Source organism: Lacrimispora xylanisolvens, from assembly GCF_002934545.1.
Classification (GTDB): domain Bacteria; phylum Bacillota; class Clostridia; order Lachnospirales; family Lachnospiraceae; genus Lacrimispora; species Lacrimispora xylanisolvens.
Genome location: NZ_PTJA01000013.1, coordinates 91,218 through 108,321 on the forward strand (window position 1 = coordinate 91,218; position 17,104 = coordinate 108,321).

The following is a 17,104-nucleotide window of genomic DNA, read 5'->3' on the forward strand; positions in this document are numbered from 1 at the left end:
AAAGAGAAGGTGCCGTTTTGTCATTTTTAATATAATTTTCCGAATTATAAAACCATGCACCACAGTGGGATGGTCACAAGTGATAACAGGGTTGTCACCACCACACATTTAGTTGCAAAGATATAGTCTCCGTCATATTTGGCCGCCAGTATGGCAGTGGTGCTCCCTGCCGGCATACCAGTAAGCAGCACGGACACGCCGGATATCATAGGGCGCACAGGAAAGAGACGGCAGCAGATATATACCAGAAAGGGAATAAAAAACAAACGGATCAGGGTATATTTCATAATCCCTTTATCAATGATACTTCCCGCCTTTACCTCTGCAAGAATGGTACCGATTAATATCATGGAAACAGTTGTGGTACAGCCGCCCACATTTCGAATGGTATTTTCTAAAAATGCCGGCATTGATATCTGGGTAATCATAAAAAACAGGCCAATATACACTGCAACAATACATGGATGGGTAAGAACTTTCTTTACCACTGTCTTCCTGTCCGGACTTTCTGTAAAATAAGATACTCCCGCAGACCACATGACAATTCGCTGGGGAACAAGGAAGATGGACGCATACATTAATCCTTCTGCTCCGTAAACCCCTTCTGCGATTGGATTTCCCATAAAACCGGCATTGGAGCAGACGGTTCCATACTGAAGCACCTTCTTTCGCCGGTCCGGCTCCTTATTATAAAAGGTATTGGCTATGATCAGGCAGCCAAACTGAATCAGTGTGGCAATCAGCAGAATAGCCGCAAAACCTTTCAGTATATCCAGATTAAATTCAATGAGAAAGGAACTTATTATATTGCACGGCAGGATGAGATCAATCACCAGATCGGTCAGCACCTGTTTTGCACTGTCCGGCAGGATTCCCAGTTTCCTTAGAATCACTCCGGCTGCAACCAGTAAAAAAAGCATACCCTGCAGGTTTATAAGACTGCTATTTATCATATTTATCACTCTTCTTTTGATTTCATATATTCATCCATGGCTTCTGCCACAGTTTTTGAGTAGGCCACAGCCTCTACCACCGTTCTGGCTCCTAACACCACATCTCCGGAAGCAAATATGCCAGGTATGGTAGTCTGACCGTTGTCGTCCGTCATAAGAAGACCATTCTGACTGGCTTTCAAGCCTTCAGTGGTATTCACCAGTTTGCTCTTTGGTCCCTGGCTGACCGAAATAATGGTGGAGTCTGCAAAAAACTGTTCCCGCTCTTCCCCCTGGCCAATTGCTTTTCCTTCTTCATCATGGATGACATTTACAAATACAGGACCTTCATCTGTGATTTCCACTATCTGCTTTCCAAACTGGAAATCCGCTCCGTCAAGCTTTGCATAGGCTGTTTCATGCTCGCTTGCATTGCTTACGTTTCCTCTTGCATAAAGCGTCACCTTTCTGGCACCATGGCGGATAGCTGTCCTTGCCACATCCATGGCGGAATTGCCCATTCCAATTATAGCAACGGTATCCCCCAGATTATATGCATCGGGATTGGCAAGATAATCAATGGCGTAATGAACATTACCCAGAGATTCTCCCTTTACGCCCAGTGTTTTCGGTCTCCAAACACCAGTACCGATAAATATACTCTGATATCCGTCTCGAATTAAATCCTTTATTTCCAGTGCTGTTCCTATAGCTGTGTTGGGACGAATCTTAACTCCGATTTCCAGAAGCTTTTTCTTGTAACGCTCCAGTATGGATTTGGGAAGGCGGAATTCTGGAATTCCGTACTGTAAAACTCCTCCAACCTTATCTCTGGCATCAAAAATCGTCACACTGTAGCCCTTTTTCGTCAGGAGAATTGCAATGGTGATACCGGCTGGTCCTGCACCGATTACCGCCACCTTTTTACCGTTTTTCGGCATGCATTCAATTTTTAACTTATCAAAAACAGTATCGGAGATGTAATTTTCAATACTGCTGATGTGGACTGGCTGGCCTTTCTTTCCCAGTATGCAGTGGCCTTCACACTGTTTCTCATGATTGCATACCAGAGAACACACCAGTGACATGGGATTATTTTCAAATACCATCTCTCCCGCTCTGTTTAAATCCCCTTCTTTAAATGCCTGAATCATCTGTGGAATGGCAGTCTGTATGGGGCATCCCTGCCGGCATAATGGTTTTTTGCAGTTTAAGCATCTGTTTGCTTCATCAATTACATGTACAGCCATAATTTATTTTCCTTTCGCTTTTGCTCTCTATTATTTTCGGTTTTCAATTGTTCTTATGTTGCACATTGTATACAATTCAATGTGTTGGACACATCATATCACATTCAAAATAAGAAAATCAATAGACATGTATCATGTACAAAAAAAAATAAATTATGTCAAAAAAATATCGAATTTACCTGACTTTCTCTAGAAAAAAAGAGAATTCAAAGCTCTTTGTGCACCTGTAAAAAACAGGCAGCAAAAAACCTTAAATTCTCTTACCAGATGATTATTTACCTTCGTAGATAATCATCGCATCTACATCATATCCCTTAAGTCTGTCTCTACCGTTTAATCCGGCAAGTTCCATGATAAAGCAGATCTTAACCACTTCGCCGCCCAGTTCTTCCACCAGCTTGATAATCGCTTCAATGGTTCCTCCGGTTGCAATCAGGTCATCGATAATAACCACTTTCTGTCCCGGTTTAATGGAATCCTTATGAATCTCCACTGTGGCTTTGCCATATTCCAGTTCATAATCAGCAGAAAGAACTTCTCTTGGAAGTTTCCCTTTCTTACGCACAGGTATAAAGCCCTTGTGCTCTGCATAGGCTACCGGCACACCAAAAATAAAGCCTCTGGACTCAGGCCCGATTACAGAATCATATTCCACTCCTTCTAACATCTGACGAACGCCATCCACAGCCATGGAAAGTCCGTCCGGGTCTTCCAGAATGGTAGTCACATCACGGAATACAATTCCTGCCTCCGGAAAATCCGGAATGCTTGTGACATAATCTTCTAATTTCTTCATCTTCTATCCCTCATAATCATAAAATTTTCCTGCAGCTTTTCACGCCGACTCACCTATTATAGCGCAAAGAATCTATACAGGCAAATATTGTTTTATATTCTTCTGTATTATATTCCGGCTAACTTCTTGGGTGAGCTCCTGCGTAGGTGCGCCGCACGTTTTCTTTCTGGGCATAGTTCATATACATCTGTGTTGTCGCCATATCAGAATGACCAAGCATGGCCTGCACTGCATGGATATCCGCACCGTTACGAAGCAGATGGGCGGCAAATGAATGCCTTAAAGTATGAGGGGTAATATCGGATTGAATACCCGCTTTATCTCCGTAAAATTTGATGATCTTCCAGAATCCCTGACGGCTCATGGGTTTGCCGCTGCAATTGGTAAACAGCCAGTCCGAATCCTGCCCTTTTAAAAGAGCTTGTCTGCCCCGTTCCATATACGCGGAAAGAGCCAGCTTGGCTACTTTACCAAACGGTATCATCCGTTCCTTATGCTCGTCCCGGCATGTAATATATCCCACGGACAGATTCACATCTCTGCTCTCTAAATGAATCAGCTCTGACACCCTGATTCCAGTAGCGTAAAGAAGTTCTAACATGGCACGGTCCCTTAACTCCTTGGGGGAGTCTCCGCAGGGCTGGCTTAGCAGACAGTTCACCTCATCCACAGTCAATATGGTAGGCGCTTTCTTCTCAACTTTTGGCGCTTTTAACAGCTCTGCCGGATCTTTGGGAATCAGCCCTTCTCTGCATTCATAATGGAAAAATGCTTTCATGGAAGCCAGACAGCGTGAAATGGTAGTAGTCGCTCTGCCTTCTTTTTCCAGAAACAGGATATAGGAATTCAGACTGGTTTTCGTCACCTTGTCCACTTCCATGATTCCCTGCTGCCCCAAAAAAGAAGCCATCTGAATCAAATCTCTCTGGTATGACACCTCAGTGTTTTTTGATGTTTTTTTTATTTCTCTTAAATAAATAATAAAATGATTAATATCGGCTACCATTTCAATATCCCCTGACCTTCCGGTTTCAAAAAATGCCCTAAAATAAGGCTTCTTCCTAACATTATATAGACTATTTTCGATAAAATCAAACACATTTTTTGAGCAGAAAAAGCACTTTACATAATATATACTAGATATTGGTGGCATGCTCCGTTATTTCGCAAGATATGGTAACTTTTGGTCAATCATTTTACTATATTTTTTTTCAGGAATCTCGATTTTACAGGACATATTTCAGGAAAACAGGATTCATCCAGGTCTCCAGAGCACTTCCCATGATGCACAGAAGAAGGATTAAAAAAAGCACTGCAACCCGAAACCGTTTTCCTTTCTGTACGCCCCAGTACAGTAAAAGAATCCACAACGGCAGATAACAAAGCCATTGGGGCATCACTGTCATGAAAAAAAACGGCAATCCCATTAGTCCTTTTTGTACGGTAATGACAGACATGACAAATCCCATGGAAAATCCAAGTCCTGCTGTCATAAAACAGTATAAAATGGCAGCATATGCGGTCATTCCTATCAGCCATGCAACAAAAATCTGGATCAGTCTCTGTCTTAAAACTTCTCCGAAGAGCCCTATTCCATTCTGCCCGTTTACACTTTTACTTCTGTCTAACAATCCAAGGTAGTAAACCGCTTCATTTTCAAAAGAAGAATACCAGAAATTGGCAATGATTGTCCCTGCAATCAGTCCGATAAAAAAGCAGACCAGATACCGGTCATCTGCCCTGACTTTCCCTGGAACCTGAATATAGCCGCCTCTTAAGGCTCTTCTCTTTAGTCCTTGTTTGAAACGCAGCAAGTAATTTGCCATAAAAATCCCCCTACAGGTCTTGTCATAATTTATGCCTGCAGAGGGTCTGTTTATTCCCTTATTTTACATCATACTTCCTTGCATACGCTAAAATAGCCGCAATGGTTTTTCCATCTGTAATCTCTCCCTGATAGATCTTCTCTTCCAGGTCCTTTACGGTCCATTCTTCCACTTCGATATATTCATCTTCGTCTAAATTCTGGACGGAAGGCTCTAAATCCCGTGCCACAAAGATATCAATGACTTCATCACAGAAAGCAACCGTAGTGTTGACTCTTATGAGAAATTCCAGCTTTTCTTTTTCTGTCTTATACCCGGTCTCCTCTTCCAGTTCTCTGTGAGCACAGTCAATCTTTGGCTCTTCAGGGAAGTTCAGTGCTCCCGCCGGCACCTCCAGCGTATACCGGTCCAGTGCATTGCGGTACTGTCTGACCATAAGGATGGTTCCGTCTTTTGTAACCGGCACCACTGCTGCTGCCCCATTATGATGAATGAAGTCCCAGTGTGCCAGATGTCCGTTTGCATCTACGGTATCTTCGTATATTTTCAAAATGCTCCCCTGATATTTCAGGGTCCTGTCTAATCGTTTTACCGGAAGCTGATCCATGACTGGCTTCTCCTTTCCCTGAACTTTGTCTATATCTTCTCACATTTTTTAAAACAGGCATCCGAAGCCTTAATCACCGCATTGCGAAAGCCAAATTCCTCTAAGGCAGAAACTCCGGCAATGGTAGTTCCTCCCGGAGAGCAGACCTTGTCTTTCAGTGCTCCCGGGTGCTCCCCGGTCTCAAGCACCATTCTGGCACTTCCGACTACCGCCTGGGCTGCCATCTCATAAGCCGCATCACGGGGAAGGCCGTACTTTACAGCACTGTCAGCCAGTGCTTCAATAAACAGATAGACATAAGCAGGGGAACTGCCGCTGACACATACCACTGCATTCATCAGGCGTTCCTCTACAATCCTCATTTTACCAAGGGAAGTGAATATACTATCAATGGCGTGCTTCTCTTCGTCTGAAAAAGATTTTTCGTCATAGCAGACTCCTGTCATACCCTCTCCCAAAAGAGCAGGGGTATTGGGCATGGCACGTACCACTCTTTTTTCCTCTCCCAGTTTTTCCTTCAGCTGGGTGGTGGTGATTCCGGGTGCAATGGATATGATAACATTTTTTTCAGTCACAGTATCCTTAAGCTGCTCCAGAAGCGGATCAAAATACTGTGGTTTTACTGCCAGAACAATATAGGTTGCAAGCTTCGCGCACTCCTGGTTTGTTTTCACCCAGTCAATGCCAAGCTCCTTTGATACCTGGGCGCAGCGATCCTGATTCACATCAGTAAAAACAATATCCTCTTTTCCATATTGTTTCAATAATCCTTTGGCAATTGCGTATCCCATATTTCCAATTCCGATGATTCCTATCTTCGCCATCTGATATCCTCCTGCTTTTTTACTGCTTTCAATTAGCACCATTCTAACACCATTTTTTCAAATGTCAATGAGGTTAAAATTAAATTTAAATTTCGTATTGACATTTTCTTTCTGATCTCATATACTGTAGCAAAGCAAAGTAATAAACTGTTGAGCAGGAGTAAGTAAGATCTCTTCATCATGCACAGAGAGCTTCCGGTTGGTGAGAGGAAGCGTTGATGTCTGGTCTGAATGGACCTGCGAGGGCGGCTTGAAACCGGTGTTTGTCTCCGGTAGTAGATGCCGACGGGTTTCCTATCCGTTATCAAGGGGAGGCACATGTTAGTGTGCTATAAGCGGGAGAAGTCTATCTTCTCCAATCAGGGTGGTACCGCGGAACGTATATTTTAAGCTTCCGTCCCTCTTATCCATAGAACTATGGAAGAGGGACGGGAGCTTTTTTTGTTACATAAAATTCTTATTCAGGAAAGGAGCCAGTAATTATGAACATTACACCGGATTGCAGGGAGATTGAAGCGCTTGGTGCTTCCTACCCTGTCATACCAGTCTGCCGGGAAATTTATGCAGACATTGTAACCCCCATCACGCTGCTTAGAAAAATCGGTGCATTAAGCAGTAAGTACTATTTGTTAGAAAGTATCGAGGGCGGCGAAAACTGGGGACGCTACTCCTTTCTTGGATATGATCCGGTCATGAAGATCAGCTGCAAGGATCATGTTGTTACCATACGCCGTTATGACAGTAACGGAGGAGCAGCTCCGGACGAAATCGTTCAGACAGACACTCCCTTTGAAATTCTCCGGGAAATATTAAAGGAATATCATTCTCCGAAAATTCCGGGACTTCCGCCCTTTACCGGAGGCTTTGTAGGGTATTTTGCTTACAGCATGATCGGATATGCGGAGCCTGTGCTGTCAATCAAAAAAGGGGACTGCAGCGATTTTGATCTCATGCTGTTTGATACGGTCATTGCCTATGATCATTTGAAACAGAAAATAAGCATCGTGGTAAATATGAAAACCGACCGGATTATGGAAAACTACGGAGCTGCCTGTACAAGACTGGAAAGCATTGCACGGATGATTGGAGAAAATACTCCTTTGAAAAAATCGGCTGTACAGGGCAGACCGGAGTTTCACTGCAATGTTACCAAAGAGGAATACTGCCGTATGGTGGAGAAGGCAAAAGATTACATTGTGGACGGTGATATTTTTCAGGCAGTTCTGTCCAGACAGTTTAAAAGTGAGTATCATGACAGTCTTCTAAATGCTTACCGGGTGTTAAGAACCACCAATCCCTCGCCCTACATGGTTTATCTTCACATGGATGAGACTGAAATCATCAGCACCTCTCCTGAGACCCTGGTCCGGTTAAAGGACGGAAGGCTGACCACCTTCCCCGTTGCCGGTTCCAGACCAAGAGGGCGCTGTGAAGAGGAAGACAGACAGCTGGAAGAGGAACTGCTTGCTGATGAAAAGGAGCTGTCCGAACATAACATGCTTGTGGATTTAGGACGGAATGATCTGGGAAAAATCGCAGCTTTTTCCACGGTTGAGGTCACCGGATACAAGATGATCCACAGGTTTTCCCGGATTATGCACATCTGCTCCCAGGTAGAGGCAGACATAAGACCAGACTGCGATGGTCTGTCCGCAATCGAGGCAGTACTTCCTGCCGGTACACTCTCCGGCGCACCAAAGATCCGTGCCTGTGAGATTATCGAGGAGCTGGAGCGGGAACCCAGGGGCATCTACGGCGGAGCTCTTGGATACATTGATTTTACCGGAAACATGGATACCTGCATTGCCATACGGATGGCAGTGAAGAAAAACGGAATGGTGACCGTTCAGGCCGGCGGCGGGATTGTGGCTGACAGTGTTCCGGAGCTGGAATATGAGGAGTCAGGCAACAAAGCAAAGGCTGTAATCCACGCAATTGAAACGGCTGGGGAGGTGAATGACTGATGATACTGCTGATTGATAATTATGACAGCTTCTCCTATAATCTGGTCCAGCTGTTCGGTTCCATTGAGCCGGATATAAAAGTTATAAGAAATGACGAACTGACGGTAGATGAAATCCGCCTCCTGCACCCTTCCCATATCATACTTTCTCCCGGGCCGGGATACCCCAGGGATGCCGGTGTGTGCGAATATGTGGTAAAGGAGCTTGCCGGAACCGTTCCCATACTTGGTGTCTGTCTGGGGCACCAGGGGATCTGTGAGGTGTACGGGGCTCATATAACCCACGCGAAAAAGCTGATGCATGGAAAACAGAGTCTGATTGACATTGACAACTCAGATCCCATTTTTAAGGGACTTCCAGATACAATCCCTGCTGCCCGATACCATTCTCTGATCGCAGAAAAAGACTCCCTCCCGGACTGCCTGACTGTAATCGGAACGGATTCCATCGGAGAAGTCATGGCAGTGAAGCATAAAGAATATCCGGTCTACGGACTTCAGTTTCACCCGGAATCCATACTCACGCCAAATGGTATGACCATATTAAAAAATTTTCTGACCATTATATAAAGGAGGTAACCCAATGATTCAAGAAGCAATCCATGACGTAATTGAAGGGCAGGACTTGAGTTTTGAAGCGGCAAGAGAGGTTATGAATGAAATTATGAGCGGAGAAACAACTCCCGCCCAGATGGCAGCATTTTTAACGGCTCTTCGCATGAAAGGCGAGACCATAGATGAGATCACTGCCTGCGCGACTGTTATGAGAGAGAAAGCCATGAAACTGGCTCCTGATTTTCCTGTTATTGATATCGTGGGCACAGGTGGGGATGAGGTGGGAACCTTTAATATCTCCACTACCAGCGCCTTTGTCGTGGCTGCAGGAGGCGTTCCGGTTGCAAAGCATGGGAACAGAAGCGTTTCCAGCAAAAGCGGCGCTGCGGACGTATTAGAACAGCTGGGAGTTAATTTAAGTCTGTCTGTAGAACAGTCTGGTAAGGTCTTAAAAGAGACTGGTATGTGTTTTCTCTTTGCACAGACTCATCATTCTTCCATGAGGTATGCAGGTCCTGTGAGAAAAGAGCTGGGTGTCCGTACCATTTTCAACATTCTGGGGCCTTTGTCAAATCCAGCTGGTGCTACCATGCAGCTGTTAGGTGTTTATGACAAAAAGCTGGTGGAACCCCTTGCACAGGTGTTAAGCAACCTGGGTGTGAAACGAGGGCTTGTTGTCTGCGGGTCAGACGGTCTGGATGAAGCAACAGTAACGGGTCCAACCCATGTCTGTGAGATCCGTTTCGGGGAGCTGATTCCCTATGAAATCACACCGGAACAGTTTTCCTTAAGCCGCAGCAGCTTATCCGATCTGCTTGGCGGAACCCCCGCGGAGAATGCAGTAATCACGAAAGAAATTTTAAACGGGACACTTCGCGGCCCCAAGAGGGATATTGTGATTTTAAATTCCGCTCTCAGCCTATACCTGGGTATTGATAACTGCACCATCTCTGACTGCATCAAAACTGCTGCTGACTTAATTGATTCCGGAAAAGCTGCTGCAAAGCTGGAGGAATTTGTGAACGCAGTAAATGAGGTGGCTTTATGATCCTTGATACACTGGCGGCTGCCTCAAAACAGCGGGCTGAGAAGGCAAAAAAAGCGATTTCAGTAAGTCAGATGGAGGAAATGGCATACATGGCATTTGAAGACGGAAATAGGGAGTGTGATTTTTCTTTTGAAAAAGCCATCTCCTCTCCCGGAATCTCCTTTATCTGTGAAGTAAAGCGAGCCTCCCCCTCTAAAGGAATGATTGCACCTGATTTTCCATACAGGGAAATTGCCATGGAATATGAAAAAGCCGGAGCTGATGCCATCTCTGTACTGACAGAACCGGATTATTTTCTTGGAAAAGGGGAATATTTAACCGAAATCAGCCAGTCGGTTTCCCTGCCTCTGCTAAGAAAGGATTTTACCGTTGATCCTTATCAGATCTTCGAAGCAAAGGTGCTTGGTGCTTCCGCAGTACTTCTCATCTGCGCCCTTCTGGATACGGAAAAGCTGAAAGAATACATGAAAATATGTGACAGCCTTGGACTCAGCGCTCTTGTTGAGGCTCATGACCAGGAAGAAATCCACAGTGCACTGTCAGCCGGAGCCCGCCTGATCGGAGTTAATAACCGGAATTTAAAGACATTTGAAGTGGACTTTGAAAATTCCATTCGTTTAAGGGGTCTGGTGCCTGCAGGAACTGCTTTTATTGCAGAAAGCGGAATACAGACCGCTGAAGATGTAAAACGGCTGTATCAGGCGGGAGTTAACGGAGTCCTGATTGGAGAAAGTCTGATGCGCTCTCCTGATAAGAAAGCCATTTTACGGGAAATGAGGAAGGCTGCCAATGGTATACGCTGAAAAGAAAATTAAAATCTGCGGTCTTACTGGGAAAGAAGATGTGCTCGCCCTTAACTGCTATAAACCAGACTATGCAGGGTTTGTTTTTGCCCCCGGGAAGCGGCAGCTTACCCACAGGCAAGCAGAGCTTTTAAGAAATGATTTGCTCCCGGAAATCCCCGCTGTGGGTGTCTTTGTAAACAACCCAGCGGACGAAATCATTTCTCTTGTAAAAAGTGATATTATTCAGCTGATCCAGCTTCACGGGGATGAAAGTGAAGCGGAAATTCTGGAGCTGAAAGACAAATTAGACCGCCCGGTACCCATTATTAAAGCTATCCGGGTACAGTCAGCAGAGGAAATTTTAGAAGCGGAAACACTTTCAGCCGACTATCTGCTTCTTGACTCCTATGTCAAAGGAATTCAGGGCGGCAGCGGAACAAGCTTTGACTGGACCATGATACCACCCATAAAAAAGCCCTGGTTCCTGGCAGGCGGAGTCGGTATGGCGAACATAGAAGCCGCCCTTAAAACAGAGGCTTTCTGTCTGGATATCAGCAGTCTTGTTGAAACGGAAGGCAGAAAAGATCCGGAAAAAATAAAAGAAATCATACAAACAGTAAGGAGTGTAAAATCATGTCAAAAGGAAGATTTGGACAGCACGGCGGACAATTTATCCCCGAAACGCTGATGAATGCAGTGACGGAACTGGAGAAAGCATACAATGCCTGTATGCAGGATGAGGAATTTCTTGCAGAGTTAAAGGCACTTCATGAAACATACACAGGAAGACCATCTCTTTTGTACTACGCAGAAAAAATGACTGAGGATCTTGGCGGTGCAAAGATTTATTTAAAACGGGAAGATTTAAACCACACCGGATCTCATAAAATCAACAATGCACTGGGGCAGGTTCTCCTGGCTAAGAAAATGGGAAAAACCCGTGTTATTGCAGAAACCGGTGCAGGCCAGCACGGCGTGGCTACTGCTACTGCTGCAGCCTTAATGGGAATGGAATGCGAAATCTTCATGGGAAAAGAGGATACGGACCGCCAGGCATTAAATGTATTTCGTATGGAGCTTTTGGGTGCCAAGGTTCATCCGGTTACCAGCGGAACCCAGACATTAAAGGATGCGGTAAATGAAACCCTTCGGGAATGGACCAACCGGGTGGAGGATACCCACTATGTTCTGGGTTCCGTTATGGGACCTCACCCATTTCCCACCATTGTACGTGATTTCCAAAGCATCATCGGTAAAGAAGTCAGGGAACAGATTCTGAAAGCAGAAGGAAAGCTGCCCGATATGCTTATCGCATGCGTGGGCGGCGGCAGCAATGCCATGGGCCTGTTCTATGATTTTATCGGAGACAGCTCTGTTAAGCTGGTAGGCTGTGAAGCTGCCGGACACGGTATTGACACTGATAAAAATGCTGCTACTATTTCTACCGGAACCGTAGGAATCTTCCATGGAATGAAATCCTATTTCTGCCAGGATGAGTACGGACAGATCGCTCCTGTATACTCGATCTCTGCAGGGCTTGACTATCCGGGAATCGGGCCGGAGCACGCCGCACTGTTTGACACAGGAAGGGCTGATTATGTTCCTGTCACTGACAGGGAAGCAGTGGATGCATTTGAATATTTGTCCCGAAAAGAAGGTATCATTCCTGCCATTGAAAGCGCTCATGCAATCGCCTATGCCAGAAAGATTGCGCCTTCTATGGGAAAAGACCAGATTATCGTCATCAACTTATCCGGCCGCGGAGACAAGGATGTGGCCGCAATTGCTCGTTACAAGGGGGTAGAAATCTATGAGTAGAATCAGTGAAGCATTTTCAAAAGGAAAAGCATTTATTCCGTTTATTACCGCCGGCGATCCGGATCTTACCGTTACAGAGCAGCTGGTTCCTGCCATGGCGGAGGCAGGTGCTGATATGATAGAACTGGGAATTCCTTTTTCTGACCCGGTTGCAGAGGGAATCGTGATCCAGGAAGCAGACCAGCGTGCTCTTGCCGCTGGCACGACTGCAGATAAAATTTTCGAATCTGTCTCCCGCATACGGCAAAAAACAAATGTCCCTCTGGCGTTTATGACTTACATTAATCCCATATTTGTATATGGAAGTGAGCGTTTTATTAAAAATGCAGCAGAAAGCGGCATAGATGCTCTTATCGTGCCCGATATGCCGTTTGAGGAAAAAGAGGAACTTCATCCCATCTGCCGGAAGTACGGAATTGACTTGATATCCCTCATTGCACCTACTTCTAAGGAGCGGATTACCGCCATTGCATCGGAAGCAGAGGGATTTGTTTACTGCGTTTCTTCCATGGGCGTAACCGGCGTAAGAAAAGAAATCACCTCGGATATCGGCGATATGGTTTCTCTTGTGAAAGCCTCCAGGGACCTGCCCTGTGCCATCGGTTTTGGAATTTCCACACCAGAGCAGGCAAAGGAATTAAGTAAATATGCAGATGGCATCATTGTGGGAAGCGCCATTGTAAAGCTGGCAGCTTTACATGGCAAAGATTGTGTAGAACCAATCTGTGACTACATAAGAGAGATGAAATCTGCCATAACGAAATGATAATCCACTTGACATCCATATGTACCGGTGCTACACTAGTGCCACAAGAGGGAGCTCGTATGCGGGCTGAGAGGAAGTGATCAACTTCGACCTTTATAACCTGATTTGGGTAATGCCAACGTAGGGATTTATACAAGACGGATGTATCTATCTGGGCCTGTACCTATTTGGTATGGGCTCTTTTTTTGTCCTGTGCCATAAATCCCTTCAAAATGAAGGAGGACTACATATGAATTACACCACACAGATGGATGCCGCAAGAAAAGGCATTCTGACCAGAGAAATGGAAGCTACAGCGAAAAAAGAGGGAATGAAACCAGAAGAATTAATGGTGCTGGTAGCCGAAGGCAAGGCAGTCATCCCTGCTAACAAACACCATAGCTGCCTAGATCCAAACGCCATCGGTTCCATGCTAAAAACAAAAATCAACGTGAATCTTGGTACATCCAGAGATTTAAACGACATGGATTTAGAGCTGAAAAAGGTTGAGGATGCAGTTTTAATGGGAGCGGAATCCATTATGGATTTAAGTTCCTTTGGAGATACCAGGAAATTCAGAAAAAGGCTGACAAGCCAGTGCCCAGCCATGATTGGAACTGTGCCGATCTATGATGCCGTAGTTTATTATCATAAACCTCTTAAGGAAATAACTTCTGAGGAATGGATTCAGATTGTGGAAATGCATGCGTTAGACGGAGTGGATTTCATGACCATCCACGTGGGCATCAACAGGCAGACGGCTCACCGTTTTAAAGAGGCGAAACGTCTGACTAATATAGTTTCCAGAGGCGGCTCCATCATATTCGCCTGGATGGAGATGACGGGAAATGAAAACCCATTTTATGAGCACTTTGACCGCATTCTGGAAATCTGCCGGGAACATGATGTCACATTAAGTCTTGGAGACGCCTGCCGTCCAGGCTGTATTGAAGATGCCTCCGATATTTCCCAGATCGAAGAACTGGTAACACTGGGGGAACTGACCCGTCGTGCCTGGGAAAAGGATGTACAGGTAATTATTGAAGGGCCCGGACATATGCCTCTTGACCAGATTGCCGCCAATATGAAGATTCAGCAGACCATCTGCAAAGGCGCTCCGTTCTATGTATTAGGGCCTCTGGTTACAGACATTGCTCCCGGATACGATCACATTACCGCAGCCATTGGAGGTGCCATAGCCGCTGCTGCCGGAGCTTCTTTCCTCTGCTACGTGACCCCTGCGGAACATCTAAGACTTCCTGATGCCGATGATGTGAAGGAAGGCATTATTTCTGCGCGGATCGCCGCCCATGCTGCTGACCTGGCAAAGGGCATCAAAGGAGCGAAGGAGTGGGATCACCAGATGAGTGATGCAAGAAAACGCCTTGATTGGGAAGCTATGTTTAATCTGGCCATTGATCCGGAAAAAGCCAGAAGGTACCGTGCATCCTCTAAACCAGAGAAGGAAGATACCTGTTCCATGTGCGGCAACTTCTGTGCAATGAAAAATATGAACCGGATTTTAGACGGAGAAATTGTCAACATCTATGATGAATGAGATTGACTTGGAAGGAGTAAAGACATGTATTCAAAAACAGACTCGGGCAAAACAGCCATGGCCCGGATATCTTCGGGAGTTACAATAAAAAAACTGGCAGCAAGTGGAATGCTTGTGGCACTTACTGTTACACTTTCCGGCTTTTCCATTCCCATTGGTGCCTCTAAATGCTTTCCCATTCAGCACCTGGTAAATGTCCTTGCAGGAGTATTTTTAGGCCCCACTTACGGTGTTGCCATGGCATTTACCTCATCTCTGATCAGAAACTTATCCGGTACCGGAACCCTTCTTGCATTTCCAGGAAGCATGGTAGGGGCAATTTTCAGTGCGCTTCTGTTTCAAAAGACCGGAAAACTTCTATGGGCTTACGTAGGAGAAATTACCGGGACAGGGCTCATCGGAGCAATTCTCTGCTATCCGGTTGCGACGCTGATACTTGGCAAGGATGTTGCGGTTTACTTCTTTGTAATTCCTTTTTTGATGAGCACTGTATGCGGAACTGTATTTGCCGCATTCTTATTAGAAACATTTCGCAGACTTGGACTGCTCTCCTATCTGCGACAGCTCATTAGCTGATGGCTTCTGGTTGACAAAAAGTACCTGCTGCAATAAGATTAAGAGGTAAACAAATATAAAAGAGGTGAAGAAATCCCGGCATGTCCGATGTTTTGAATTCACGGCATGGATATCGCTGGAAGTGAGTAAATAAATCAACGAAACAGATGAAAAATAACAAGCTGATCTTTCAGCCTTATTTTCGTGTCTGCTTTTATGATTTTATTTACTCTCAGTCTTTTCTTTCTCTATTTAAGAATAGCCGCGGAGTAATTTCCGCGGCTATTCTTTTACCAATTTTTAAGGAGGCCTTACTATGCTGTATGAAATCAAAGAATTATTAAAACGTCCTGAATTATATCAGGAAACCAGTATTCCTTTTTGGGATGATGAATACATCTCAAAGCAAATGCTAAAATCCCATCTGGATCCGGAATTTAATGGAGCCAGCCGTAAAATGGCTTTTATTGAAAAATCAGCGAAATGGATTGCCGACACGGTTCCGCCCAAAGACTATCCCCTTCTGCTTGACTTGGGGTGCGGTCCCGGAATTTATGGGGAATTCTTCTCAAGGGCCGGATATCAGGTAACCGGAGTGGATTTTTCCTCTCGTTCCATTGATTACGCAAAAAAGTCAGCAGCTAAAAAGAATTTGAACATCAATTATTTTTATCAGAACTACCTTTCCCTTGAATTAAACCCCAAGTTTGATTTTGCCGTTATGATTTACTGCGATTACGGTGCTCTTTCTACGGAGAAAAGAAAAATAGTTTTAAAACAGGTTTATGATCATCTGAAGCCTGGGGGAAAATTCTTATTTGACGCCTTTTCCATAAATGAGTTCCATGCTTTCCAGGAAAAACAGGTATGGGAGATCCAGGAAAGAAACGGCTTCTGGCGGGAGGATGGATATGTTGAACTAAAAAGATGCTGTAAGTATCCTGAACATGCAACACTGGATCAATACGTTATTATATCCAGTGCAGAGGCTTCCGTTTACCATCTCTGGAATACTTATTATACAGAAGGCACACTATTAAAAGAGGTGAAAGAATCAGGATTTAAAGAATGCGGTATATATTCAGACGTGTGTGGCACTCCATGGAATAACGAGAGCCGCACAATTGCAGTGATTTTAGAAAAATAAAAAGGGGGAGGTGCTTATGCATCTCCCTCATCTCTCTATCTTTCTGTATTAAATTCGTAACTCATAGAACAGAAACTGATGAATGTATGCCCTGTTCTAAACAAGCAATCCGTCTACGGTGCTTTTCAATCTTTTTAAATCCTTGTCCAGATCTCGATACATTTCCACATAATATGGATAGAGCTTATCGTATGCATTTACCCACTCATCGATTGGCTGAATAATCTCATTTACTTTAACAATCTGTTCCACTGCTTTGGTAAGATCCGGAAAAACTCCTACCTTATGTCCAACAATCAATGCATCTCCCACCGGAACATCTCCCGAAGTTTCATCCAGAAGATATACAGGCATCTTTAGCATGGAGGCTTTGATCTGGGCCCATGTACGGCTCTTTGCTCCACCACCGCAAATACGAAGCACATCTGCTTTTGCACCGGATTCTTTAACTGTTTCCACTACATGGCGAAGGGAATAGGACGTCCCTTCAAAAATGGACCGGATTAGATCTGACCGCTTCATGTCCAGCCCCATTCCAATCAGCATTCCTCTGGCATAATTGTTCCACAAAGGTGCTCTTTCACCCAGAAGATAGGGAAAAAAGAAAATCCCGTTGGATCCCGGTCTGGATTCATCATTTATAGGGAAAAATAATCTGAGGGGAGGTGTTTATTCACCTCCCCTCATTTCTACCA

18 protein-coding genes, 1 riboswitch and 1 other annotated feature are annotated in these 17,104 nt (G+C 44.9%); of the genes, 10 read left to right on the forward strand and 8 right to left on the reverse strand.

Annotated elements, in window-relative coordinates; all coding sequences use genetic code 11:
• Window positions 1-44 precede the first annotated feature (44 nt).
• The 7 genes from BXY41_RS20940 to proC all read right to left on the reverse strand — a co-directional run bounded on the left by BXY41_RS20940 (window position 45) and on the right by proC (window position 6,235).
• Window positions 45-953, reverse strand: coding sequence for an AEC family transporter (locus tag BXY41_RS20940; protein ID WP_242980284.1), 909 nt, complete (start codon window positions 951-953; stop codon window positions 45-47).
• A 5-nt stretch (window positions 954-958) separates the two neighbouring features.
• The gene (locus tag BXY41_RS20945; protein WP_104438833.1) at window positions 959-2,182 is read right to left on the reverse strand and encodes an NAD(P)-dependent oxidoreductase; all 1,224 of its coding nucleotides are present in this window, start codon (window positions 2,180-2,182) and stop codon (window positions 959-961) included.
• 271 nt (window positions 2,183-2,453) lie between these two features.
• Window positions 2,454-2,978: an adenine phosphoribosyltransferase gene (locus BXY41_RS20950; RefSeq protein ID WP_104438834.1), complete on the reverse strand. Its 525-nt coding sequence runs from the start codon at window positions 2,976-2,978 to the stop codon at window positions 2,454-2,456.
• A gap of 118 nt (window positions 2,979-3,096) precedes the next feature.
• Window positions 3,097-3,984: a site-specific tyrosine recombinase gene (locus tag BXY41_RS20955; RefSeq protein WP_104438835.1), complete on the reverse strand. Its 888-nt coding sequence runs from the start codon at window positions 3,982-3,984 to the stop codon at window positions 3,097-3,099.
• 220 nt (window positions 3,985-4,204) lie between these two features.
• Window positions 4,205-4,804 (reverse strand): stage II sporulation protein M, encoded by a 600-nt coding sequence (locus BXY41_RS20960; RefSeq protein ID WP_104438836.1) that lies wholly within the window; start codon window positions 4,802-4,804, stop codon window positions 4,205-4,207.
• A gap of 58 nt (window positions 4,805-4,862) precedes the next feature.
• Window positions 4,863-5,411, reverse strand: a complete 549-nt coding sequence (locus tag BXY41_RS20965) for an NUDIX hydrolase (RefSeq protein WP_104438837.1) — start codon at window positions 5,409-5,411, stop codon at window positions 4,863-4,865.
• 29 nt (window positions 5,412-5,440) lie between these two features.
• Window positions 5,441-6,235 (reverse strand): pyrroline-5-carboxylate reductase, encoded by a 795-nt coding sequence (proC, locus tag BXY41_RS20970; protein WP_104438838.1) that lies wholly within the window; start codon window positions 6,233-6,235, stop codon window positions 5,441-5,443.
• 141 nt (window positions 6,236-6,376) lie between these two features.
• Window positions 6,377-6,640: a binding site (T-box leader), on the forward strand.
• Window positions 6,641-6,717: 77 nt separating this feature from the next.
• Between proC and BXY41_RS20975 the strand changes: the two genes are divergently transcribed.
• From BXY41_RS20975 to BXY41_RS21020, 10 genes are all read left to right on the forward strand, one after another.
• A complete protein-coding gene (locus BXY41_RS20975) occupies window positions 6,718-8,199 on the forward strand; it encodes an anthranilate synthase component I family protein (protein ID WP_104438839.1) in 1,482 nt (493 codons plus the stop codon).
• Window positions 8,199-8,768: an anthranilate synthase component II gene (locus BXY41_RS20980; RefSeq protein WP_104438840.1), complete on the forward strand. Its 570-nt coding sequence runs from the start codon at window positions 8,199-8,201 to the stop codon at window positions 8,766-8,768. Before BXY41_RS20975 ends, BXY41_RS20980 begins: the two co-directional genes overlap by 1 nt.
• Before the next feature lie 13 nt (window positions 8,769-8,781).
• Complete coding sequence (trpD, locus tag BXY41_RS20985) at window positions 8,782-9,801, forward strand: anthranilate phosphoribosyltransferase (protein ID WP_104438841.1); 1,020 nt, start codon at window positions 8,782-8,784, stop codon at window positions 9,799-9,801.
• Window positions 9,798-10,604 carry an indole-3-glycerol phosphate synthase TrpC gene (trpC, locus tag BXY41_RS20990; RefSeq protein WP_104438842.1) on the forward strand — a complete coding sequence of 269 codons (807 nt, stop codon included), beginning with the start codon at window positions 9,798-9,800 and terminating at the stop codon, window positions 10,602-10,604. Before trpD ends, trpC begins: the two co-directional genes overlap by 4 nt.
• Window positions 10,591-11,274 carry a phosphoribosylanthranilate isomerase gene (locus BXY41_RS20995; protein WP_104438843.1) on the forward strand — a complete coding sequence of 228 codons (684 nt, stop codon included), beginning with the start codon at window positions 10,591-10,593 and terminating at the stop codon, window positions 11,272-11,274. Before trpC ends, BXY41_RS20995 begins: the two co-directional genes overlap by 14 nt.
• Window positions 11,220-12,404, forward strand: a complete 1,185-nt coding sequence (gene trpB / locus BXY41_RS21000; protein ID WP_104438844.1) for a tryptophan synthase subunit beta — start codon at window positions 11,220-11,222, stop codon at window positions 12,402-12,404. Before BXY41_RS20995 ends, trpB begins: the two co-directional genes overlap by 55 nt.
• Window positions 12,397-13,170 (forward strand): tryptophan synthase subunit alpha, encoded by a 774-nt coding sequence (gene trpA / locus BXY41_RS21005; protein WP_104438845.1) that lies wholly within the window; start codon window positions 12,397-12,399, stop codon window positions 13,168-13,170. Before trpB ends, trpA begins: the two co-directional genes overlap by 8 nt.
• 37 nt (window positions 13,171-13,207) lie before the next feature.
• Window positions 13,208-13,315, forward strand: a riboswitch (TPP riboswitch).
• An 84-nt stretch (window positions 13,316-13,399) separates the two neighbouring features.
• Entirely contained in the window at window positions 13,400-14,707 is a 1,308-nt protein-coding gene (gene thiC, locus BXY41_RS21010; RefSeq protein WP_104438846.1) for a phosphomethylpyrimidine synthase ThiC, read from the forward strand.
• A 57-nt stretch (window positions 14,708-14,764) separates the two neighbouring features.
• Complete coding sequence (gene thiW / locus BXY41_RS21015) at window positions 14,765-15,283, forward strand: energy coupling factor transporter S component ThiW (protein ID WP_104438907.1); 519 nt, start codon at window positions 14,765-14,767, stop codon at window positions 15,281-15,283.
• 295 nt (window positions 15,284-15,578) lie between these two features.
• Window positions 15,579-16,409 carry a class I SAM-dependent methyltransferase gene (locus tag BXY41_RS21020; protein ID WP_104438847.1) on the forward strand — a complete coding sequence of 277 codons (831 nt, stop codon included), beginning with the start codon at window positions 15,579-15,581 and terminating at the stop codon, window positions 16,407-16,409.
• A 96-nt stretch (window positions 16,410-16,505) separates the two neighbouring features.
• Here BXY41_RS21020 and BXY41_RS21025 read toward each other — a convergent pair whose 3' ends face one another.
• Window positions 16,506-17,051 (reverse strand): xylulokinase, encoded by a 546-nt coding sequence (locus BXY41_RS21025; protein WP_278321433.1) that lies wholly within the window; start codon window positions 17,049-17,051, stop codon window positions 16,506-16,508.
• Window positions 17,052-17,104: the final 53 nt, after the last annotated feature.